General features: G+C 62.7%; 18 protein-coding genes, 1 pseudogene and 1 riboswitch. Of the genes and pseudogenes, 14 read left to right on the top strand and 5 right to left on the bottom strand.

What is annotated here, in order from left to right; translation table 11 throughout:
• Positions 1-235: 235 nt before the first annotated feature.
• The 4 genes from JNB71_RS02970 to JNB71_RS02955 form a co-directional block, all read right to left on the bottom strand.
• Complete coding sequence (locus JNB71_RS02970) at positions 236-1,288, bottom strand: quaternary amine ABC transporter ATP-binding protein (protein WP_220370337.1); 1,053 nt, start codon at positions 1,286-1,288, stop codon at positions 236-238.
• On the bottom strand, positions 1,281-2,189 hold the full coding sequence (locus JNB71_RS02965; RefSeq protein ID WP_220370336.1) for an ABC transporter permease: 909 nt from the start codon (positions 2,187-2,189) through the stop codon (positions 1,281-1,283). The genes JNB71_RS02970 and JNB71_RS02965 overlap by 8 nt, the downstream gene beginning before the upstream one ends.
• Before the next feature lie 313 nt (positions 2,190-2,502).
• Positions 2,503-3,501 (bottom strand): ABC transporter substrate-binding protein, encoded by a 999-nt coding sequence (locus tag JNB71_RS02960; RefSeq protein ID WP_220370335.1) that lies wholly within the window; start codon positions 3,499-3,501, stop codon positions 2,503-2,505.
• A 742-nt stretch (positions 3,502-4,243) separates the two neighbouring features.
• On the bottom strand, positions 4,244-4,594 hold the full coding sequence (locus tag JNB71_RS02955) for a hypothetical protein (RefSeq protein WP_220371183.1): 351 nt from the start codon (positions 4,592-4,594) through the stop codon (positions 4,244-4,246).
• 39 nt (positions 4,595-4,633) lie between these two features.
• On the opposite strand from JNB71_RS02955, the gene JNB71_RS02950 reads away from it, so the two are divergent.
• The 6 genes from JNB71_RS02950 (at position 4,634) to cobO (ending at position 13,666) form a co-directional block, all read left to right on the top strand.
• A complete protein-coding gene (locus JNB71_RS02950) occupies positions 4,634-6,088 on the top strand; it encodes a cobyric acid synthase (protein ID WP_220370334.1) in 1,455 nt (484 codons plus the stop codon).
• A 47-nt stretch (positions 6,089-6,135) separates the two neighbouring features.
• Positions 6,136-6,534, top strand: a riboswitch (cobalamin riboswitch).
• A gap of 158 nt (positions 6,535-6,692) precedes the next feature.
• Positions 6,693-7,217, top strand: a complete 525-nt coding sequence (gene cobU / locus JNB71_RS02945) for a bifunctional adenosylcobinamide kinase/adenosylcobinamide-phosphate guanylyltransferase (RefSeq protein WP_220370333.1) — start codon at positions 6,693-6,695, stop codon at positions 7,215-7,217.
• A gap of 3 nt (positions 7,218-7,220) precedes the next feature.
• Positions 7,221-8,285 (top strand): cobalamin biosynthesis protein CobW, encoded by a 1,065-nt coding sequence (cobW, locus tag JNB71_RS02940; RefSeq protein ID WP_220370332.1) that lies wholly within the window; start codon positions 7,221-7,223, stop codon positions 8,283-8,285.
• Between the two features lie 191 nt (positions 8,286-8,476).
• Positions 8,477-12,640, top strand: coding sequence for a cobaltochelatase subunit CobN (gene cobN, locus JNB71_RS02935; protein ID WP_220370331.1), 4,164 nt, complete (start codon positions 8,477-8,479; stop codon positions 12,638-12,640).
• Complete coding sequence (locus JNB71_RS02930) at positions 12,640-13,026, top strand: GFA family protein (protein ID WP_223215774.1); 387 nt, start codon at positions 12,640-12,642, stop codon at positions 13,024-13,026. The genes cobN and JNB71_RS02930 overlap by 1 nt, the downstream gene beginning before the upstream one ends.
• A 1-nt stretch (position 13,027) precedes the next feature.
• On the top strand, positions 13,028-13,666 hold the full coding sequence (gene cobO / locus JNB71_RS02925; RefSeq protein WP_220370329.1) for a cob(I)yrinic acid a,c-diamide adenosyltransferase: 639 nt from the start codon (positions 13,028-13,030) through the stop codon (positions 13,664-13,666).
• A 12-nt stretch (positions 13,667-13,678) separates the two neighbouring features.
• On the opposite strand, the gene JNB71_RS02920 is transcribed toward cobO, so the two are convergent.
• A complete protein-coding gene (locus JNB71_RS02920; RefSeq protein WP_220370328.1) occupies positions 13,679-14,464 on the bottom strand; it encodes a TSUP family transporter in 786 nt (261 codons plus the stop codon).
• Positions 14,465-14,796: 332 nt separating this feature from the next.
• Here JNB71_RS02920 and JNB71_RS02915 point away from each other — a divergent pair.
• The 8 genes and pseudogenes from JNB71_RS02915 to JNB71_RS02880 form a co-directional block, all read left to right on the top strand.
• Positions 14,797-15,201, top strand: a pseudogene (locus JNB71_RS02915) (cobalamin biosynthesis protein); the annotation flags it as partial.
• Between the two features lie 113 nt (positions 15,202-15,314).
• On the top strand, positions 15,315-16,157 hold the full coding sequence (gene cobA / locus JNB71_RS02910; RefSeq protein WP_220370326.1) for a uroporphyrinogen-III C-methyltransferase: 843 nt from the start codon (positions 15,315-15,317) through the stop codon (positions 16,155-16,157).
• Positions 16,154-17,458 (top strand): cobyrinate a,c-diamide synthase, encoded by a 1,305-nt coding sequence (locus JNB71_RS02905; RefSeq protein ID WP_220370325.1) that lies wholly within the window; start codon positions 16,154-16,156, stop codon positions 17,456-17,458. The genes cobA and JNB71_RS02905 overlap by 4 nt, the downstream gene beginning before the upstream one ends.
• Complete coding sequence (gene cobD / locus JNB71_RS02900) at positions 17,455-18,459, top strand: threonine-phosphate decarboxylase CobD (protein ID WP_220370324.1); 1,005 nt, start codon at positions 17,455-17,457, stop codon at positions 18,457-18,459. The genes JNB71_RS02905 and cobD overlap by 4 nt, the downstream gene beginning before the upstream one ends.
• A 12-nt stretch (positions 18,460-18,471) precedes the next feature.
• Positions 18,472-19,455 (top strand): adenosylcobinamide-phosphate synthase CbiB, encoded by a 984-nt coding sequence (gene cbiB, locus JNB71_RS02895; protein WP_220370323.1) that lies wholly within the window; start codon positions 18,472-18,474, stop codon positions 19,453-19,455.
• Between the two features lie 179 nt (positions 19,456-19,634).
• A complete protein-coding gene (locus JNB71_RS02890; RefSeq protein ID WP_003502893.1) occupies positions 19,635-19,913 on the top strand; it encodes an acyl carrier protein in 279 nt (92 codons plus the stop codon).
• 237 nt (positions 19,914-20,150) lie between these two features.
• Entirely contained in the window at positions 20,151-20,636 is a 486-nt protein-coding gene (locus tag JNB71_RS02885) for a 3-hydroxyacyl-ACP dehydratase FabZ family protein (RefSeq protein ID WP_220370322.1), read from the top strand.
• A gap of 2 nt (positions 20,637-20,638) precedes the next feature.
• On the top strand, positions 20,639-21,844 hold the full coding sequence (locus tag JNB71_RS02880; RefSeq protein ID WP_220371129.1) for a beta-ketoacyl-ACP synthase: 1,206 nt from the start codon (positions 20,639-20,641) through the stop codon (positions 21,842-21,844).
• Positions 21,845-21,855 lie beyond the last annotated feature (11 nt).

Here is a 21,855-nt window from a genome sequence, read left to right as displayed (position 1 = left end):
AAGGCTGTCGCTCCCCCGAAGAGGGACGGCAAGGCGGTGAAAATCCCGCGACGCTGTCGAAGCATGATCCTGCATCTGATCGGGCCGGATAGAGGAAGGCGCCCTGGCGCCACCGCCCCGGTGGATGAGGCGTTTCCGTTAGCATGACGGTTTATGGTTAAGCCAAGGTGAACGACGGCTTCAACGGGAAGCGCCCGTTTCCGGGCGCTTCACGGTGCTTCAAATCAGCGTGTGATCACTCCGCTGCCTGGGCCACCTTTTCGTGGCTGATCGGCGTCACCATGGCGGAGATGATTGTGCCGAGGTCGATCGATCCGACGGGCTTGCCATTGGCGTCCACCACATGGGCAATAGTCTGGTTGGCGAGGGTCATCATCCGGGCAGCGCTTTCGAGCACGGTTCCGACCACGACGGGCATGCCTTCCGGATTTCCCGACAGCGGCCTCATGATCGTTTCGACATTGATCACGCGGCCGCGGTTCACTTCCTTGACGAAGGCGGTGATATATTCGTCGGCCGGTTTCAGGACGATGTCCTGGCCAGTGCCCTGCTGGATCACCTTGCCGTCGCGCAGGATGGCGATCTTGTCGCCTAGCCTCAGCGCCTCGTCGAGGTCATGGGTGATGAAAACCACCGTCTTCTTCAATTCCTTCTGCAGGTCGAGCAGGACGGTCTGCATGTCGACGCGGATGAGCGGGTCGAGCGCCGAATAGGCTTCGTCCATCAGCAGGATGTCGGCATCGTTGGTCAGCGCGCGGGCAAGGCCGACGCGCTGCTGCATGCCGCCCGAAAGCTGGTTCGGATAGTGGTTCTCGAAGCCCTTGAGGCCCACCCGCTCAATCCAGCCCTGCGCCCGCTTGCGGCATTCCGCATCCGGCACACCCTGGATTTCCAACCCGTATATGGTGTTTTCGATGACCGTGCGGTGCGGCAGCAGCGCAAACTTCTGGAACACCATCGCCGTCTTGTGGCGGCGGAATTCGCGAAGGTCGGTTTCGTTCATCTTGCAGACGTCGACGCCGTCATAGAGCACTTCGCCGGCCGTCGGATCGATCAGCCGGTTGATGTGGCGGATGAGGGTCGACTTGCCGGAACCCGACAGGCCCATGACCACCATGACACCGCCGGCGGGCATGGAGATGTTGATGTCCTGAAGTCCGAGCACATGGCCGTGCTTCTCGTTCAGTTCGCCCTTGGTCATCCCGGCCTTCACCTGATCGACGAAGTCGCCGCCGCGAGGGCCGAAGATCTTGTAGAGGTTCTTGACCTCGATTGCGTGACTAGCCATGGATCACCTCCGAATGCTTCTGCAGCCGCTTTCCGTAAGCCTGGCTGGTACGATCAAAAATGATGGCGATCGCGACGAGCGCGAAGCCATTGAAAAAGCCGACGGTGAAAAACTGGTTGTTGATCGCCTGCAGCACGTTGCGGCCAAGACCGCCGACGCCGACCATCGATGCGACGACGACCATCGCCAGCGACATCATGATCGTCTGGTTGATGCCGGCCATGATGGTCGGCAGGGCGAGCGGCATCTGGACGTTCTTCAGCCGCTGCCACGGCGAGGAGCCGAAGGCGTCCGCGGCTTCCAGCACCTCCTTGTCGACAAGCCGGATTCCGAGATTGGTCAGCCGGATCATCGGAGGCACGGCATAGATGACCACGGCGATCAGGCCGGGAACCTTGCCGATACCGAAGATCATGACGACCGGAATGAGGTAGACGAAGCTCGGCATCGTCTGCATGACATCGAGGATCGGGTTGATGATCGACTGGGCTCGCTCGGAGCGAGCCATGACGATACCGATCGGAATCCCGACCAGGATGGCGATCAGCGTACAGACCGTGACCATCGCCAGCGTGATCATCGTGTCGTTCCACAGCCCGACAAGGCCGATCGCGAACATGGACACGATGGTGCCGAACGTGATGCGTATGTTGCGGCTGCCGTAATAGACGATCGCAACCATCGCGGCCAGAATGACGATCCAGGGCGAACTGACGAACAGCCTTTCAAGGTAGTTCAGGAACCACTGAAGTGGCTGGACAAGCGCATCGATGGCATTCACATAGCTGCGGACGAGACCTTTGAAGCCTTCGTCCACGCTCTTGCGAGCCATGCGGATTGTCGTCTCGTCGATCGCCGGAAATTTACAAAGCAGATCTGGCAAGTAACTGCATATTGCCATTGTGTTCCCCTTTTTTGCCGGAAATTTTATAGGGCCGGCTGCGTCATCGGGCTTGTTCAAGGCTCGTGCGCAGACTTGGGTGGTCTCTGTGGACCCCGGCATTTCGTGAATATGACAAGTTCCGCCGCGGGCGACTATGCCGTTTGCGACGATCTTCGTTTTCATATTCGCATGTGGTGAAGCAGCGGCGGCATCTTGCGCCGCCGGACACTGGCCCATTGTCTTGCGGTCGTCGCGACTTGCTACGTTGCCGGCTCATTCAGAAAGTGAGACGGCAGAGCGTGAAGCTCCGCCGCCCGTCGGCAGGCGCTGATTAGAGAGCCGCCTTGACCTTCTCTGCGACGTCCGGTGCGACCCACTTGGTCCACATGTCTGGATAGGTTTCCAGGAAGTGCTTTGCGGCGTCCTCGTTCGTGCCCTGGTTTTCATCCATCCAGGCGAGCACCTTGTTGACCGTGCCGTTATCCCACTTGCGGGTCTTGACGTAGTCCATGGCAACGCCGGCCTTCTCGGCGAAGGCCTTGGTCACGACGGTGTAGACATCCGAGGTCGGATAGGAGTTGACCTTGGGATTCGGGCAATCCGGAACTGCGGTGCAGGAGTCCCACTCAGCCTTGTCGTTCTCCACGCCGAAGCTGAGACGAGTCATCTCGTATTTGCCGAGAATGGCGGTTGGAGCCCAGTAGTAGCCGAGCCAGCCGGTCTTCTTTTCAAAGGCGTTGGAGATCGAGCCGTCGAGGCCGGCCGCCGAACCGGTGTCGATCAGCTCGAAGCCGAGCTTTTCTGCGCCGAGCGCCTTGTAGAGGTTGGCGGAGGACACCTGGCAGTTCCAGCCCGACGGGCAGTTGTAGATCGCGGCCTTGGACGGATCCTCAGGCGCCGGGAACAGTTCAGGATGCTTCAGCGCGTCCTGGACGGTCTTGATGTCCGGATTAGCATCGGCGATGAATTTCGGAATCCACCAGCCTTCGACGCCACCTTCGCTGAGCAGCGGAGCGGCTTCGATCAGGCGGCCTTCCTTGATGGCGGCGTCGAGCGGCGTGCGCACGGCATTGACCCACAATTCGGGCGCCATGTCGGGCTGGGCCTTCTCGTTCATCGAGGTGAATGTCGGCATGGTGTCGCCGGTGACGAGCGTCACCGTGCAGCCGTAGCCGTTTTCAAGGATGAACTTGTCGACATGCGCAGCTACGCCAGCCGATGCCCAGTTCATTTCTGCGATGCTGACTTCGCCGCATTCTGCGGCCTGTGCGGAGCCGGCCATGGCGTAAAGGCCGGCAGCGAGAATCGTGGAAGCGAGGAGCTTCTTCATTTTTAAGACCTCCCAGTCTTAGTGCAGCCAAAAATCTTTGGGGCGAGCCAGAATACTGCAGTCCTGGGCGCCCAATTGTTCAGGTTGAAGCAGGCAGGTGCTTTTTTGAGCCAGTCTTTTATCCCCGCTGCAACGGTGTTCGAGTTTCTCGCCTGACCGCAGACCGTAGTCTCCGGTCATCTCTCTTTTACCGTTGCGGGCAGCGTAAGTATTCCTCCTGAGAAATCAACCTCCGCGATCGCCCGGCAAAGTTTTTGACGTGCGAGAATGTGAGGCGCAAGCTGTTGAATTTTAACCGGATGGGCAAGATTTTGTGCAAAATGCCGCCGTACTTGGCAGAAAATTAGTACTGCTTCACAAAGCGTCCTCGGACCGCGTTTTATTGCAGACAAATAGTGTTCCGTATGCGCCTTCCAAACGGATTTTTCCGAAGGCGAAAAAAAATCAAAAAAAACCGGAATTCATCTTTGGTTAATCTCTCGCTAACCATCCGGTAACACTGTGGGGCTAATTGTTTGCCTGCGGCGGAGGAGACTTGCCGCCCGGCCGGATCAGGTATTGCGTCCCGGGCCGGAGCGTTCTGCGGGATGTTTGTCGCAGAAGCCATGCGTATCTTGGCAGGCCGCACAGTTCCGAGAGGGACGGGTGCGGTTTTCGCGTTTTGGGCCGCGAGTGAATAGTCGTGGAAAAGAAAAAGCCGCGCCCTGGCTGAGGCGCGGCGAGGTGGTCCTGGGAGAAAGGATCAGCCGACGCTGCGCGTGCGAATGAAACCGAGCGGGCCAAACGGTGCCGGCATCACGGCGTTGCGAACGCGCGACTGGCTTTCCGGTGCCTTGGAGTTCCAGGCGATCTGCACGAAATTGGGCTTTGAGAAGATAAACAGCATCGGCGTTAGGACCTCGGGTGCGGAGCGCCAATCGCTCCGTGACTGATGACGCGGATATACGCCGGATTTGGCGCGGGGCAACAATCGTTTTCGCCGTGTGGTGTCGTTTTCTGGATAGTGCTGGAGCAAGGCCGCGCAAGACTTGCAGCGGTCTGTAACAACGTGTGAACGGGCGGCAGAAATGACGGCAAAAATGCGGCAAAACATGGCTTTGCTTGTGGCGCCGGCAGTGCTAGACGAGACGCCATGACAAAGACGATCATGCTTCAGGGAACCGGCTCCGATGTCGGAAAAACGGTACTCGTGGCGGGCCTGTGCCGCCTCATGGCCAATCGCGGCGTAAAGGTCGCCCCATTCAAGCCGCAGAACATGTCCAACAACGCCGCGGTTTCGGATGACGGCGGCGAGATCGGTCGCGCCCAGTGGCTGCAGTCGATGGCGGCCCGCATTCCCTCCTCGGTGCACATGAACCCGGTTCTTCTCAAACCCCAGTCGGAAACGGGCAGCCAGATCATCGTGCAGGGCAGGGTGGCAGGACAGGCGAGAGGACGAGACTATCAGGCGCTGAAGCCGAAGCTGATGACCGCAGTCCTTGAGAGCTTCGAAACGGTCAGCGCCGGGCGTGATCTTGTCATCGTGGAAGGGGCGGGGTCACCCGCCGAGATCAATCTGCGCGCCGGCGACATCGCCAATATGGGCTTTGCCACCCGCGCCAACGTTCCCGTCGTGCTTGTCGGAGATATCGACCGTGGTGGCGTGATCGCATCGTTGGTCGGCACCCATACGATCCTGCCGGATGAGGACAGGCGGATGATTGCCGGTTACCTCATCAACAAGTTCCGGGGCGATGTGTCGCTCTTCGATGATGGGATCAAGGCCGTCTTGGGGTTTACCGGGTGGAGCTGTTTCGGTGTCGTGCCCTGGTTGAAAAGTGCAGGCCGCCTGCCGGCCGAGGACTCGGTCGTCTTGGAAAGACTGGCGCGAGGCGGCGGCAAGGCGCTGAAGGTCGCCGTTCCCGTGCTGTCGCGCATCGCCAATTTCGATGACCTCGACCCGCTGGCCGCCGAGCCGGACGTGGATCTCGTTTTTGTCCGGCCTGGTGAGCGCATGCCGGCCGACGCAGGCCTTGTGGTCATTCCAGGCTCGAAGGCGACGATCGCCGACCTCGCCGATTTTCGCGCTCAGGGATGGGACCGCGACCTTCGGGCGCATGTGCGGCGCGGCGGCCGCGTCATTGGCATTTGCGGCGGCTTCCAGATGCTCGGAGACCGCGTTACCGATCCGCACGGTATCGAGGGACATGTCCGCGAGATCGAGGGGCTTGGCCTTCTGTCCGTCGAAACCGAAATGGCGCCGGAAAAGACGGTGCGCAACAGCGCTGCCCGTTCGGCCGTCTATGATGTGGCGCTGGAGGGCTACGAAATCCACCTGGGCCGGACGACCGGACCGGACTGTGCTCGCCCGGCCGTGATCATCGACGACCGGGCGGATGGCGCCGTCTCGGCGGACGGCAGGGTTAGCGGTACCTACCTGCATGGCCTGTTTACCAGCGACGCCTATCGCGCTGCCCTTCTCAAGAGTTTCGGCATCGAAGGTGGCGGCGAAAACTATCGTCAATCCGTCGACCGGGCGCTCGACGATGTCGCGTCGGAACTCGCGGCGGTACTTGATCCGCGCTGGCTGGATTCGCTGATGCCGTGAGCAACTGTCAGGCGGCGTTTCAATTGACAGGGTACGGCGGAGCGCCTAATCATCAGCCATTGGATGGTTCCCGCACCGGCGTTTTGGTTCGGGAGTAAATGGGAATGTGAAGGGATGGACCCAATCCGGGCATTCTTATCGCAGCCGACCCCGCGACTGTAGAACGGTCAGGGTTCGCCATCCGGGAAAACCGACTTCCGGAAAGGCCGCGTGGTGCGGCTTGCGGAATGGTCGGTCCAACCGGAAAAGCCACTGGAGTGGCATCATGATCAGCCGGGGCCGGACGCCTCTATGTCTACGAATCGTCCACCTCTTCGTGATGCCCGCCGATTGCGCGTCGCGCAATTGGCGAAAAAACTTCGGGAAGGCAAGGCGAACCCGTTCGGGCCTTTGATGAGGTCCGTGACGCCGTGAGCCAGGAGACCTGCCATTCTCAAGGGCCCCCATCTTGGACAGGGGGTTCGCCCGATCCAGGGAGACACGCTCCCGATGCCAGCACGGAGGTTGTCATGGCTTTCTCGTCCCGCTCTCGCAGCGGCAATTCTTGCGTTTCTCGCCTGAGCGCCTGCGTATTTCCCGGCGAACATTAAGGCTGGGTCGTTCCATGACATCGACGACAGCAGGACCCGTGCTGGTCCTCGGCGGCGCCCGTTCCGGCAAATCGACGTTCGCTGAAAAACTCGTCACCACGTCGGGTCTCGGCATGCATTACGTCGCGACCGGAAGGGCCTGGGATGGCGAGATGCAGGCAAGGATTGCCGAGCATCGCATCCGGCGGGGTCCGGAATGGCAGACGCATGAGGAGCCGCTCGAACTTGCCGCCCGCCTGAAAGCGATCGACGCGGCCGACCGTGTCATCCTGATCGATTGCCTGACCCTCTGGGTCACCAATCTGATGATGGAGAATCGCGACCTGCCGGCAGAGTTTCAAGACCTGGCCGTATGGCTGCCGCAGGCTAAGGCGCGGCTGGTGTTCGTCTCGAACGAGGTCGGCCTCGGCATCGTGCCGGAAAACCGCATGGCGCGCGACTTTCGCGACCATGCCGGCCGGTTGCACCAGCTCATTGCGGAGAAATCCGCGCAAGTCTATTTTATCGCGGCCGGATTGCCGCTGAAAATGAAGGGTTGATCCATGACACTCGCAAAAGCCGCCCACGGCAAGATCCCGGCAACCGTCATTACCGGCTTTCTCGGCGCCGGCAAGACGACGATGATCCGCAATATCCTGGAGAATGCCGACGGCCGGCGCATCGCGCTGATCATCAACGAGTTCGGCGACCTCGGCGTCGACGGCGACGTGCTGAAGGGCTGCGGCGCCGAAGCGTGCAGCGAGGACGACATCATCGAGCTCACCAATGGCTGCATCTGCTGCACCGTCGCCGATGATTTCATCCCGACGATGACGAAGCTGCTCGAGCGCGATAACCGCCCGGACCACATCGTCATCGAAACGTCGGGTCTTGCCCTGCCGCAGCCGCTGATCGCGGCTTTCAACTGGCCGGACATCCGCAGTGAAGTCACCGTCGATGGCGTCATCACCGTCGTCGACAGTGCCGCCGTTGCCGCTGGCCGCTTCGCCGATGACCACGACAAGGTTGATGCCCTGCGCGTCGAGGACGACAATCTCGATCATGAAAGCCCGATCGAGGAACTGTTCGAGGATCAGCTAACTGCCGCCGACCTCGTCGTTCTCAACAAGACCGACCTGCTCGATTCGACCGGCCTTGCCTTCGTCCGCAAGGAAGTTGCTGCCCGCACCAGCCGCAAGCCGTCGATGATCGAGGCGAAGAACGGCGAGGTTTCGGCCGCCGTGCTGCTCGGCCTCGGCGTGGGTAGCGAAAGCGACATCGCCAACCGCAAGTCCCATCACGAGATGGAACACGAGAATGGCGAAGCGCACGATCACGACGAGTTCAAAAGCTTCGTGGTGGAACTCGGTGCGATCGAGAACCCCGTCGCTTTCGTCGAGAAGCTGAAGACCGTCATCGCCGAACACGACGTCCTGCGTCTGAAGGGTTTCGCCGACGTGCCCGGCAAGCCGATGCGCCTCTTGATCCAGGCCGTCGGCGCCCGCATCGACCAGTATTTCGACCGCGCCTGGGCGCCGGGCGAGACCCGCGGCACCCGCCTCGTCGTCATCGGCCTGCACGAGATGGACGAGGCAGCCGTCCGCGCCGCAATCGCAGCGGCGGTTTAGAGAATGGTGATTGCGGCATACCCCCCTCTGTCCTGCGTGACATCTCCCCCTCAAGGGGGGAGATTGGGCGAGGTGGCCCAACGCTTCTCCGCTGAGTGGAGACGTGGGCAACGCTTGCTCCCAATCTCCCCCCTTGAGGGGGAGATGTCACGCAGTGACAGAGGGGGGTACTTCGCCCCCCGGAGAATGTCATGCATCTCCTCCTAGCCCAGAAAGGCACCATCTCGGACGGCGAGGAAGCGATCGACCTCGGTCAGTCGCCCGCCGATATCCTGTTCCTGTCCGCCGCCGACACCGAGCTTTCGGCGATCGCGGCCGCGCACCGCATGCGGCAAGACAAATCCAGCCTGCGGGTCGCAAGTCTTCTGGCGTTGAAGCACCCGATGTCGGTCGATACCTATGTCCAACGCACGGCACGGCATGCGCGGCTGATCATCGTTCGCCCGCTCGGCGGCGCCAGCTACTTCCAATATGTGCTGGAGGCGTTGCATGCCGCTGCCATCACGCAGAAGTTCCAGATCGCCGTCCTGCCGGGTCATGACAAGCCGGATCCCGGCCTTGAGCCGTTTTCGACGGTTGCCGCCGAGGACCGCAACCGGATGTGGGCCTATTTTACCGAGGGCGGCGCCGACAATATGATGCGGCTGCTCGCCTATGCCGAGGCGCTGGTCGGCGGCACCGAGAAGCCTGAGCCGGCCGCGCCGTTGCTCAAGGCCGGCATCTGGTGGCCCGGCGAAGGTGTCATCGGTGTCGAGGCATGGAAGAAGACGGTTGGTTTTCGTGCAAATGGTGAGATACCCCCCTCTGTCCTGCCGGACATCTCCCCCACAAGGGGGGAGATTGACCCGCGGCAACTGGGCCAGCCCAAAGAGGACATCGCACTCAGTTCGGAAGGGTTTGAAAGGCGGGAGCGTCCCCCAGCGATCTCCACCCTTGAGGGGGAGATGCCCGGCAGGGCAGAGGGGGGTAACACGAAGGCGCATGCACCCGTCGTCGCGCTCTGCTTCTACCGCGCCCTCGTCCAGAGCGGCGAAACCAAACCCGTCGAAGCCCTGATAGAGGCGCTCGCGGCCGAGGGAATGACCGTTCTGCCGGTCTTCGTCTCAAGCCTCAAGGACGCCGTGTCGATCGGCACGCTGGAAGCGATCTTCGGCGAGGCGCCGCCGGACGTGGTGATGAACGCCACCGGCTTTGCGGTATCTGCGCCGGGTGCGGATCGTCAGCCGACGGTGCTGGAGTTCACCGACGCGCCGGTCCTGCAGGTCATTTTCTCGGGCTCGACCCGCAAGGCTTGGGAGGCCTCGCCTCAGGGTCTCATGGCGCGCGATCTGGCGATGAACGTCGCGCTGCCCGAGGTGGATGGTCGGATCCTGTCACGCGCGGTCTCGTTCAAGGCGGCCACCGTCTATGATCCGGATGTCGAGGCGAATATCGTCGGCCACGAGCCGCTCGCCGACCGTATCGCCTTCGCCGCGAAACTGGCCGCCAATTGGGCGGAGCTGCGCAAGACCGCGCCGCGCATGCGGCGGGTGGCAATCATCATGGCGAACTATCCGAATCGTGACGGACGGCTCGGCAACGGTGTCGGATTGGATACGCCGGCCGGCACGATCGAAGTGATGAACGCGATGGCCGCCGCTGGCTACGAAATCGACAATATCCCCGATGACGGCGACGCGTTGATCCGCCATCTGATGGCAGGGCCAACCAACGCGGCGCGGGCGGATTGCGAAATCCGCGAGACGATTTCGCTCAATCAATACAAAGCCTTCTTCGCGTCTCTTCCGGTTCAGATTCAGAATCATGTCGTTGAAAGATGGGGCAAGCCCGAGGCCGATCCGTTCGTCCGCGACGGCCGGTTCGCCCTGCCGCTCGCCCGCTTCGGCGCGACCGTCGTCGGCATCCAGCCGGCGCGCGGCTACAACATCGATCCGAAGGAAACCTATCACTCGCCGGACCTCGTGCCGCCGCACGGCTATCTCGCCTTCTATGCCTTCCTGCGGCAGGAATTCGGCGCCCACGCGATCATCCACATGGGCAAGCACGGCAATCTCGAATGGCTGCCCGGCAAGTCGCTCGCGCTGTCCGAGACCTGCTATCCCGAGGCCGTCTTCGGGCCGCTGCCGCATCTCTATCCGTTCATCGTCAACGATCCGGGCGAGGGCACGCAGGCCAAGCGCCGCACCAGTGCCGTGATTATCGACCATCTGACGCCGCCGCTGACCCGGGCCGAATCCTACGGGCCGCTCAAGGATCTCGAGGCGCTGGTCGACGAATATTACGACGCGGCTGGCGGCGATCCCCGCCGCCTGCGGTTCCTGAGCAAGCAGATCCTCGACCTCGTGCGCGACATCGGCCTCGATCAGGACGCCGGCATCGCGCGCACGGACGCCGAGGACAAGGCTTTGGAGAAGCTTGACGCCTATCTCTGCGACCTCAAGGAACTGCAGATCCGCGACGGCCTGCACGTGTTCGGCGTCGCACCGGAAGGTCGCCTTCTCACCGATCTGACGTTGGCTTTGGCACGCGTGCCGCGCGGTCAGGGCGAGGGCGGCGATCAGAGCCTGCAACGGGCGATAGCCAAGGATGCGGGGCTGGTCAATGTCGCTGCACCCCCCTCTGTCCTGCCGGACATCTCCCCCTCAAGGGGGGAGATTGGTCCCGAGCGATCGCACTCGCCATATACGGTTGTCGAGATTGCTCCAGAGGAAGCTTCAAACGGAAGCCAATGCCGCTCTCCAGCGATCTCCCCCCTTGAGGGGGAGATGCCCGGCAGGGCAGAGGGGGGTATTTCTTCCTCAACGACAAGAATAAATGAAAGACATTTCGACCCTCTCGACAGTGTCCTCTCCGATCCCTGGACCGGTCCGAAACCTGCCATCCTTGCTGGGCTCAGCGAGGCCCCCTGGCGCACCGCTGGCGACAGCGTCGAGCGTATCGAACTTCTGGCTGCCAAACTCGTTGGGGGAGAACTCCCTTGTCCGGAAAACTGGATCGCAACGCAAGCGGTCCTGCAGGACATCGAAACGCGCTTGAAACCGTCGATCGTTCAATCCGGCCCAGCCGAGATCACGGCGCTGATGAGAGGCCTCGACGGCCGCTTCGTTGCGCCCGGTCCTTCCGGCGCGCCAACGCGCGGGCGACCGGACGTGTTGCCGACGGGGCGCAATTTCTATTCCGTCGACAGCCGCGCCGTGCCGACTCCGGCGGCATTCGAGCTCGGCAAGAAGTCCGCGGAGCTATTGATCCGCCGCTACCTGCAGGATCACGGCGAATGGCCAACCTCTTTCGGGTTGACGGCCTGGGGCACCTCGAACATGCGGACCGGCGGCGACGATATTGCGCAAGGCTTGGCGCTGATCGGTGCCAGGCCGACCTGGGATATGATGTCGCGGCGGGTGACGGGTTACGAGATCGTGCCGCTTGCCGTGCTGGGGCGGCCGCGTGTCGACGTGACCCTGCGCATCTCCGGCTTTTTCCGCGATGCGTTCCCGGATCAGATCGCGCTTTTCGACAATGCGATCCGGGCTATCGGGGCGCTTGAGGAGGACGATGCCGACAATATGATCGCCGCACGGATGCGGGCCGAAACCAGCCGCCTCGAAGCGGCCGGCATTGCGCCGAAGGAGGCCGCGCGGCGCGCCTCCTACCGCGTGTTCGGCGCAAAGCCCGGTGCCTATGGCGCAGGGCTGCAGGCCTTGATGGATGAAAGGGGCTGGGAAAGCCGCGCCGATCTCGCCGATGCCTATCTCACCTGGGGAAGCTACGCCTATGGTGCCGGTGAGGACGGCAAGGCCGAGCGCGGGTTGCTCGAAGCGCGGCTGAAGACGGTCGAGGCCGTCGTCCAGAATCAGGACAATCGCGAGCACGACCTGCTCGACAGCGACGACTATTACCAGTTCGAAGGCGGCATGAGCCTTGCGGTGGAACAGATATCGGGCACGCGCCCGTCGATCTACCACAACGACCATTCCCGCCCGGAAAAACCGGTGATCCGCTCGCTGGAGGAAGAGATCGGCCGGGTGGTGCGTGGCCGCGTCGTCAATCCGAAATGGATTGAGGGCGTCATGCGGCACGGCTACAAGGGCGCGTTCGAGATAGCCGCTACGGTCGACTACATGTTCGCCTTCGCGGCAACGACCGGGGCAGTGCGAAGCCACCATTTCGAGGCGGTCTACCAAGCCTATGTCGTGGATGATCGCGTACGCCAGTTCATGGAAGACAAGAACCCGGCGGCGCTACGCGAGATGACCGACAAGCTGCTGGAGGCCATCGACCGCGGCCTGTGGTCGCCGCGTTCCAATTCGGCGCGTTTCGAACTCGACGGGTTTAGCGGAAGACGGAGGGCTTCGTGATGGAATTGACCGGCCGTTGCCTCTGCAGGTCTCTTGTGTTCAAGATTTCCGGCGACGTGATCCGCACCGGGCACTGCCACTGCGAGAGTTGCAGGCGCGCGACGTCCTCGCCGGTGACGACGTTCCTCTGCGTTGCGACGTCCAGTGTGGCGTTCCGGGGTGAGACGCTGTGCCACTACGCGTCGTCGCCCGGCGTCAGCCGCGGCTTCTGCGGCAATTGCGGCTCGCCGATGAGTTTCGCGACGCGGAAGCGCCCGGGAGAAATCGATCTTTATGTGGCAACGCTCGATGACGCGTCGGGCGTCGAAATCACTCGACACTGGTATTGGAATGAGCGCGTCTCCTGGCTGCACTGCGAGGATGATCTGCCGAAGGAGGAAGACTGACATGAACGAGATCACCGACGAGACCGCCGGCAGCGAAGCCGATCTTGCCCGCCATGCCATGAAAATGGCGAAGAAGAAGACCGCACGCGAAAAGATCATGGCGACCAAAACGGATCAGAAGGGCCTGATCATCGTCAATACCGGCAAGGGCAAGGGCAAGTCGACGGCCGGTTTCGGCATGATTTTCCGCCATATCGCCCACGGCATGCCGTCTGCCGTCGTCCAGTTCATCAAGGGTGCCTGGGAGACCGGCGAGCGCGATCTAATCGAAAAGCACTTCGGCGATCTCTGCCAGTTCTACACCCTTGGCGAGGGCTTCACCTGGGAAACGCAGGACCGCGCCCGCGACATCGCCATGGCTGAGAAGGCCTGGGAGAAGGCCAAGGAACTGATCCGCGACGAGCGCAATTCCATGGTGCTGCTCGACGAGATCAATATCGCCCTGCGCTACGACTATATCGATGTCGCGGAGGTCGTACGGTTTCTGAAGGAAGAAAAGCCGCACATGACCCATGTCGTCCTGACCGGCCGCAATGCCAAGGAAGAGTTGATCGATGCGGCGGATCTCGTCACCGAGATGGAACTGATCAAGCACCCCTTCCGCTCCGGCATCAAGGCGCAGGTCGGGGTGGAATACTGAGCGTCTCTGCGGCTACCAACCAAGCCAGACCCGCAGCGGATGCGCCGGGTCTGCCAGCAGCCTGATCGCCAGCGCGATGCAGGTGACGACCAGCAGGGGCTTGATGATCTTCGCGCCGTTCTTCATGGCGAAGCGCGAACCGACCTGCGCGCCGGCGAACTGGCCGGCGCCCATCAAAAGGCCGACTTTCCACAGGACTGCGCCGTAGAGCACGAAGACGACGAAGGCGCCGACATTGGAGCCGAAGTTGAGGAATTTCGTGTGGGCGGTCGCCTTGAGGACGCCGAACCCGGCAATGGCTATGAAAGCGAGCATGAAGAACGATCCCGTACCCGGGCCGAAAACGCCGTCGTAAAAGCCGATGGCCGGGACCAACGTCAGCGAGAACAGGAAGGGCGTCATCCGCTGCGCCCTGTCGGCGTCGCCAAGACTGGGCTTGACGGCGAAATAAAGCGCGATCGCCACAAGCAGGAAGGGCAGGACGGTTTTCAGCACATCGCCCGGCACCACCGTCGCCAGTATGGCACCGAGCGCAGCCCCCAGGGCCGACATGGCCGCCATCGGCAGTTGCTCGCGAAGGCTCACATGGCCATGCCGGGCATAGGCAAGGCTTGCCGATCCCGAGCCGAACAGTGACTGCAGCTTGTTGGTACCCAGCGTTTCGAGTGGCGGAATGCCTGCGATCAGCATGGCGGGTATGGTGATCATGCCGCCGCCGCCGGCGATCGAATCGATGAACCCGGCAAGAAATGCAGCAGCAAACAGCAGGGCGAAGAGGTGGGGGGCAAGATCGTGCAAGGGACACTCGCTGAAAGCGGGGAATTCGCCCCTGTTTGTCAGAGGTTGCCCGGAAATGCAAAGCCTCGCGTGGTTGATCCCCATCGACGTTGGAACATTCCGCATCGTGGCGTTGGCCGCATGCCGAATGACGCAATCCGGTTTGACCCGTCAGGTGCTGTTCGGTAAAAAGAATGGCGTGCGACGGTGCCCATCATGGTGGGCTGAAAGAGCGTCCGGTGCGGCCGACCCATCCAGGGGGCTTCATCCGGTGCTGTCCAGACCGCTTCGAAGCTTTTTGCGTCGAAGGCCCGCGTATCGTGACCATACGGCGTGGGGAGGCCTTTTTTCTGATGCATGTGAATACCGGCAAACCGTCGGAAGGAGCGCTGTTCGCTCTCGGCCTCGGCTGCGAGCGCGGTACGCCGTCCGACGAGGTGATCCGGCTTGCCGAAGAGGCGATGGCGGCCGCCAGGATCGATCGCCATGCCCTTGCCTGTGTGGCGTCGCTCGATGCGCGCGCCCAGGAGCCGGCGATGATCGCCGCTGCCGCCCACTTCTCCGTTCCTTTCCGTGTCTTCGATGCAGGCACCCTCGAGGCCGAAACCGCACGGCTGAAAAGCCCTTCTGACATCGTTTTTGCGCTGACTGGCTGCCATGGCGTAGCGGAGGCCGCGGCGCTGGCTGCGGCCGGCAAGGCAAGTTCGCTGATCGTGCCGAAAATCAAGTCTGCAAACGCGACCGCGGCGGTGGCCGGCGGCGGGTTTGTCGAAAAAAGTCAGGGTGTTGGCGCAGATTGTCAGCAAAACGATTCGTCATCGTCAAAATCTGATTCTGCTCTGATGTCGCGAACTGCGCCGGGGATGAAGCCATGACGGAAGCGCTGTTTTCCGGTCTGCCCGAACTCGCGCCCGGCTCCGTATGGCTCGTCGGCGCAGGTCCGGGCGATCCCGGCCTCCTGACATTGCATGCGCTCAATGCGCTGCGCCAGGCCGATGTCATCGTTCACGACGCCCTGGTCAATTCCGATTGCCTGGCAATGGCGAAAGCCGGCGCGGTGCTGGAGTTTGCCGGAAAGCGCGGCGGCAAGCCTTCGCCCAAGCAGCGGGACATTTCGCTCCGACTGGTCGAACTGGCGCGCCAGGGCAAGCGGGTGCTGCGGCTGAAGGGCGGCGACCCCTTCGTTTTCGGCCGCGGCGGCGAGGAGGCTCTGACGCTGGTCGAGCACGGCATCCCGTTTCGCATCGTACCGGGCATCACGGCCGGCATCGGCGGGCTTGCCTATGCCGGCATTCCGGTGACGCATCGCGAGGTCAACCACGCCGTGACCTTTCTCACCGGCCACGATTCGTCCGGCGTCGTTCCCGACCGCATCAACTGGGAGGGCATCGCCAAGGGCTCGCCGGTCATCGTCATGTACATGGCGATGAAGCATATCGGCCAGATCGCCGCCAAGTTGATCGCCGCCGGCCGCTCGCCGGAGGAGCCCGTCGCCTTCGTCTGCAACGCCGCGACGCTTGAGCAGTCGGTCTTGGAAACGACGCTGGAGCGCGCCGAGGCAGATGTCGCCACCGCTGGGCTCGAACCGCCGGCCATCGTCGTGGTTGGCGAAGTCGTTCGCCTGCGCTCGGCACTCGATTGGCTTGGCGCCCTCGAAGGTCGGGTTCTGAATGCCGATCCGCTGTCGAGCCGCGCCTTCAAGGACCCGGCATGACAGGCCTGTTGATTGCGGCACCGTCTTCCGGTTCCGGGAAGACGACGGTGACCCTCGGATTGATGCGCGCCCTGCGCAATCGGGGCATTGCCTCGGCGCCGGGCAAGGCGGGGCCGGACTATATCGACCCGGCTTTTCATACGGCGGCGAGTGGCAAGGCCTGCCTCAACTACGACCCGTGGGCGATGCGGCCGGACCTGCTGCGCGCCAACGCGGCCGAGGCTGCCGCCGACGGCGCGGCGCTGATCATCGAGGCGATGATGGGGCTTTACGATGCGGCCGCCGACGGGACCGGTTCGCCGGCTGATCTGGCTGCCTTGCTCGAACTGCCGGTCATCCTCGTTGTCGATTGCGCCCGCATGGCCCATTCCGTGGCGGCCTTGGTGCGCGGTTTTGCGGGCCATCGCGCCGACGTTCATGTCGCGGGCGTGATCCTCAACAAGGTTGGTAGCGATCGCCACGAAAGCATGTTGCGCGAGGCGCTCGAGACGACCGGCATGCCGGTTGTCGGCGTGCTTCGGCAGAATGCTTGCCTGCAGCTGCCTGAACGCCATCTGGGGCTCGTGCAGGCGGGTGAACATGGCGAACTGAATGCGTTTATCGAGCGGGCGGCGATGCATGTCGAACAGGGCTGCGATCTGGATGCGATCCTGTCGGCGGCACGGTCGGCGTTCCCCCGCCGTTCAAACACGGATGTGCTGCAACTGAAGCCGCTTGGCCAGAAAATTGCGATCGCTCGCGATATCGCTTTCGCATTCTGCTACGAGCACCTTTTGTCCGGCTGGCGCAAGGCGGGTGCCGAACTATCGTTCTTTTCGCCGCTCGCCAACGAGGCGCCCGCCAAGGACGCCGACGCGGTCTATCTGCCGGGCGGCTATCCCGAGCTTCACGCCGGGATATTGGCGAATGCCGCGCAGTTCAAGTCGGGCATGACGGTGGCACGCGACAGTGGCGCCTTAATTTTCGGCGAGTGCGGCGGTTACATGGTGCTTGGCGAGACGCTTGTCGCAGCCGATGGCGCAAGCTACGACATGCTGGGCTTCCTGCCGCTCGCCACCAGCTTTGCCGAGCGCAAGCGGCATCTCGGCTACCGGCGGGTGGAGCCGCTCGACACCAGTTTTTTTGACGGTCCCCTGATGGCGCATGAATTTCACTATGCTTCGATCCTGTCGGAGGGCGATGCCGCGCGTCTGTTCGACACCACCGATGCCGTCGGCACGCCGCTCGGGCCTGCCGGGTTGCGGCGGGGGCGGGTGGCCGGCTCGTTCATGCATATCGTCGATATGGCCCTGGTCCCATGAGCGCGCCGATTATCCATGGCGGCGGCATCACCGAAGCCGCAGCCGTCTTCGGCGGCGAGCCGAAAGACTGGCTCGACCTGTCGACAGGCATCAATCCCAATCCTGTTGCCCTGCCGGATATTCCGCTCGACGCCTGGCACCGGCTGCCGGACCGTCACCTAGTCGACGCCGCGCGCAACGCCGCCGCCCGCTACTATCGCAGCGGGGATATCCTGCCGCTTCCGGTTCCCGGCACGCAGTCGGCGATCCAGCTTCTGCCACGTCTGGTTGAAGCCGGTCGGCGTGTCGCCGTGTTCGCCCCGACATACGGCGAATATGCCCGGGTATTGCTGGCCGAAGGCTTTGCCGTCGATGAGATAACGGGGCCTGACCAACTGGTGGGCGAGCACGCGCTGGCGATCCTGGTCAATCCCAACAATCCGACGGGCCGCGCCCGTTTTCCGGGCGAGATCACTGACATGGCGCGGCGGATGAAGGCGAATGGCGGCATGCTGCTGGTCGACGAAGCCTTCGGTGACACGCGGCCTGATCTGAGCGTCGCGCCCTCGGCGGCCGAGCACGGCAATCTGATCGTCTTTCGCTCGTTCGGCAAGTTTTTCGGTCTCGCCGGTCTGCGGCTCGGCTTCGTCATTGCCGGCGAGCCGGTGCTTTCAGCCTTCCGCGAGTGGCTTGGGCCATGGCCTGTATCGGGGCCGGCGCTGGTGATCGCGCAGGCGCTGATGAACGGCGATACGAAGGCCGTTCAATCGGCGATCATGGAGCGCCACGCCGCGCTTGACGCCGTTCTACGCAATGCTGGGCTGAGAATCATCGGCGGTACGCCGCTTTTCATCCTGGTGGAACTTGAGCGGGCCGCCCAACTCCACGCGCATCTGTGCCAGGCTCAGATCCTGACGAGAAAATTCGACTATGCGCCGTCCTGGCTGAGGATTGGACTTGCGCCGGACGTTGCAGGCGATACACGCTTGGCGGATGCCCTGCGCCGGGCAGACCTCGCCTGAACGGATCCCTGCATGTCGACTGAAACCCTCGTTGTCCTCTTTGCCGCCTTGCTGCTCGACCGCATGGTCGGTGATCCGGACTGGCTTTGGCGCCGTCTGCCGCATCCGGTCGTTCTGTTCGGCGCGATGATCGGCTGGTGTGACCGGACCTTCAATCGCAAGCGTCTGGGCGACGAGACGCTGAAATTCAGCGGTGCCCTCGTCATCGCCGCGCTTTTGGCGTGGAGCCTCGTCTGCGGCTGGCTGCTGCATCGGCTGTTTTCTGCCTTGGGTCCCGTCGGCATGGCGCTCGAAGCGATCCTCGTCGCCATCTTCCTCGCCCAGAAAAGTCTTGCCGATCACGTTTCGCGCGTCGCCTCCGGGTTTCGCACCGGCGGGCTGGAAGGCGGGCGCAAGGCGGTGTCGATGATCGTCGGCCGGGATCCGGAAACCCTTGACGAGCCTGCGGTCTGCCGTGCGGCGATCGAAAGCCTGGCCGAAAACTTTTCCGACGGCGTCGTCGCACCTGCCTTCTGGTATGCCGTTCTCGGTCTGCCCGGGCTCCTCGCTTACAAGATGCTCAACACCGCTGATTCGATGATCGGTCACAGGAGCCCGAAATATCTGCATTTCGGTTGGGCTTCCGCCCGTCTCGACGATCTCGCCAACCTGCCCGCAGCACGGCTGTCGATCTTCCTCATCGCCGCGGGTGCCGCGTTCACGGACGGCCGCCGTGCCGCCCGCAACGCCGTCGGCACGGCGTTGCGCGATCATGGTCTGCACCGTTCGCCCAATTCCGGCTGGCCGGAGGCGGCAATGGCCGGTGCCCTCGGCGTGCAACTCGCAGGCCCGCGAATCTATGCGGGCTCTCTTGTCAACGAACCGATGATCAATGGCTCCGGCCGGGCTGTCGCAACGGTCGGCGACGTGGAAACCGGCGTTTCGGTATTCTACCGCGCCTGTGCAACGCTTGTTGTATCGGTCGGGCTCGCCGCTGTCGCTGCGAGTATATTCTAGCTTCGTTATTCTTAGCACCTGCCTTGCGCCGACGCGGCTTGACGAGGCCCGGTGGCCAGCAATCTGATGTTTGCGCAACACCATCGCCATAATTGCAACTCTCGGGCTCAGGCCCATTGGCTTTTCAGCCGCAATTACCTATAGGTTCGCCAAAACATGCATTCGAAAGAGGTAAGCGCGTGACAGCTACATTCGACAAGGTTGCGGACATTATCGCGGAGACAAGCGAAATCGACCGCGAGACGATTACACCGGAAAGCCACACGATCGACGATCTCGGCATCGACAGCCTGGACTTCCTCGACATCGTCTTTGCGATCGACAAGGAATTCGGCATCAAGATTCCGCTCGAGCAGTGGACCCAGGAAGTCAACGAAGGCAAAGTCTCGACGGAGGAATATTTCGTCCTCAAGAACCTTTGCGCCAAGATCGACGAACTGAGGGCCGCCAAGGGCTGACGAATGTTCCGCGTTCAACCACGCGGGAACACGAACAACCATATCAATGCCGCCTGTCGCGTGGACTGCGCTTGACAGGCGGCATTTGCGTTTTTACTTGACGGTCGCATGATCGCGCCGCCGCACCGTTTTCGGGCGGGCCATACCAGGCGAGGTCCGTGCGGATTTGAAATCCGGAGCATCAAAGGCGCTCTATCGCGAGGCGCCGCGCTCCGGGCCAGCTGGATTTTGCTCCTGATGCTCCTTGAATATTTTCAGATGATCGACCGGGTCGAGACCCTCGATCTTACCGCCAAGACGCTGACGGCGCGCTCGGTCGTCCCTGCCAAGAGCCCCGTCTTCGAGGGCCACTTTCCCGGCTATCCGCTGGTGCCCGGCGTTCTCCTGATCGAGACGATGGCGCAGGCTTCGGGTTTTCTCGTCCTGGCGGCGACCGATTTTGCGGCCATGCCGTTCCTGATGTCGGTCGATGGCGCCAAGATGCGCACCTTCGTCGAACCGGAAGCCGTGCTCGACATCGAGGCCTTTCTGGAGCATGACGGCTCCGGCTTTGCCGTTACCAAGGCAAAAATCACGTCGCAGGGCAAGAAGGTCTGCGACGCGCAATTGAAACTGCGCACCATGCCGTTCGATCAGGTGCCGCTTGGCACGATCGTAAGGAAGCGTGCCGAAGAAGTGGGGCTGATGGCCGCGATGGCAGCCACGCAAGCGACGGGGGAATGACGATGGGCAAATCGGCCAATGATGTTGTGATCACCGGTGTCGGCATCGTCACCAGCCAGGGCGTCGGCACGGAGGTTCATGCTGCGCTTCTTGCTGCCGCCCAGACGCCTGTCGTGCGCGTCGAGACCGAGCGCTTCGCCCCCTATCCGGTGCACCCGCTGCCGGAGATCGACTGGTCGCAACAGATTCCAAAACGCGGCGACCAGCGGCAGATGGAAAACTGGCAGCGCCTCGGCGTCTTCGCGGCAGGGCTCGCACTGGATGACGCCGGCTTCAAGGATGACGTCGAGGCCTGCAGCAGCATGGACATGATCGTGGCGGCCGGGGGCGGGGAACGCGACATCACCGTCGATTCGCTGATCGTCGACGAGGGCCTGAAGCGCAACGACCGCGAACGGCTGCTCAACGAGAAGCTGACGACGGAGCTGCGTCCGACGCTGTTCCTCGCTCAGCTTTCGAACCTGATGGCCGGCAACATCTCCATCGTGCACAAGGTGACCGGGTCGTCCCGTACCTTCATGGGCGAAGAGGGAGCGGGCATTTCGGCCGTGGAAACCGCTTTCGCCCGCATCAAGGCGGGCCAGTCCAGTCATACGCTCGTCGGCGGCGCCTTCGTGGCCGAAAGAAAGGACGTCCTGCTGCTGATCGAGGCGATCCAGGGCCACGCCCGTGGTGAATGGCAGCCGCTCTGGGCGCGCAGGGGCGAAGACGGCGGCGGCATGATCCTCGGTTCGGTCGGCGCTTTCCTCGTCCTGGAATCGCGCGCTCATGCGGAGGCGCGCGGCGCCCATATCTATGCGACCATCGACACGATCGAGGGCGACCGCGGCAGCCGCGAGGCTGGCCGGCTGGAAGCGCGGCTCGAACGGCTGCTGGAGCCGGCGAAGGCGCTGGCGGGCGAGGGGACGGTTGTCTTCTGCGGCACGACCGGCTTTCAGGATCTGGCCGCGCGCGAGCAGGCGGTACTCGAGACAGCAGTTCCGGGTGCCGCGCTTCGCGCCTATGGCGGCCTGACCGGCCATGCGCTCGAGACCCAGTTCCCGCTCGGCCTGGCGCTCGCTGCACTGACGCTTGACGGCGCAGCGAAGGTTCCGCCGTTCGACGCCGGTCACGAAAAGGCGATGACCGCCAGGGCAACGGCGGCCGTGGTCACAACTGTCGGCCATGTTCGCGGCGAGGGCGTTGCCCTCCTGTCGGCCAATGCGTGAGGAGCGAGCCA

It is taken from the genome of Rhizobium herbae (assembly GCF_019511375.1).
Taxonomy (GTDB): domain Bacteria; phylum Pseudomonadota; class Alphaproteobacteria; order Rhizobiales; family Rhizobiaceae; genus Pararhizobium; species Pararhizobium herbae_A.
This window is presented reverse-complemented; position numbering and strand designations above follow the sequence as displayed.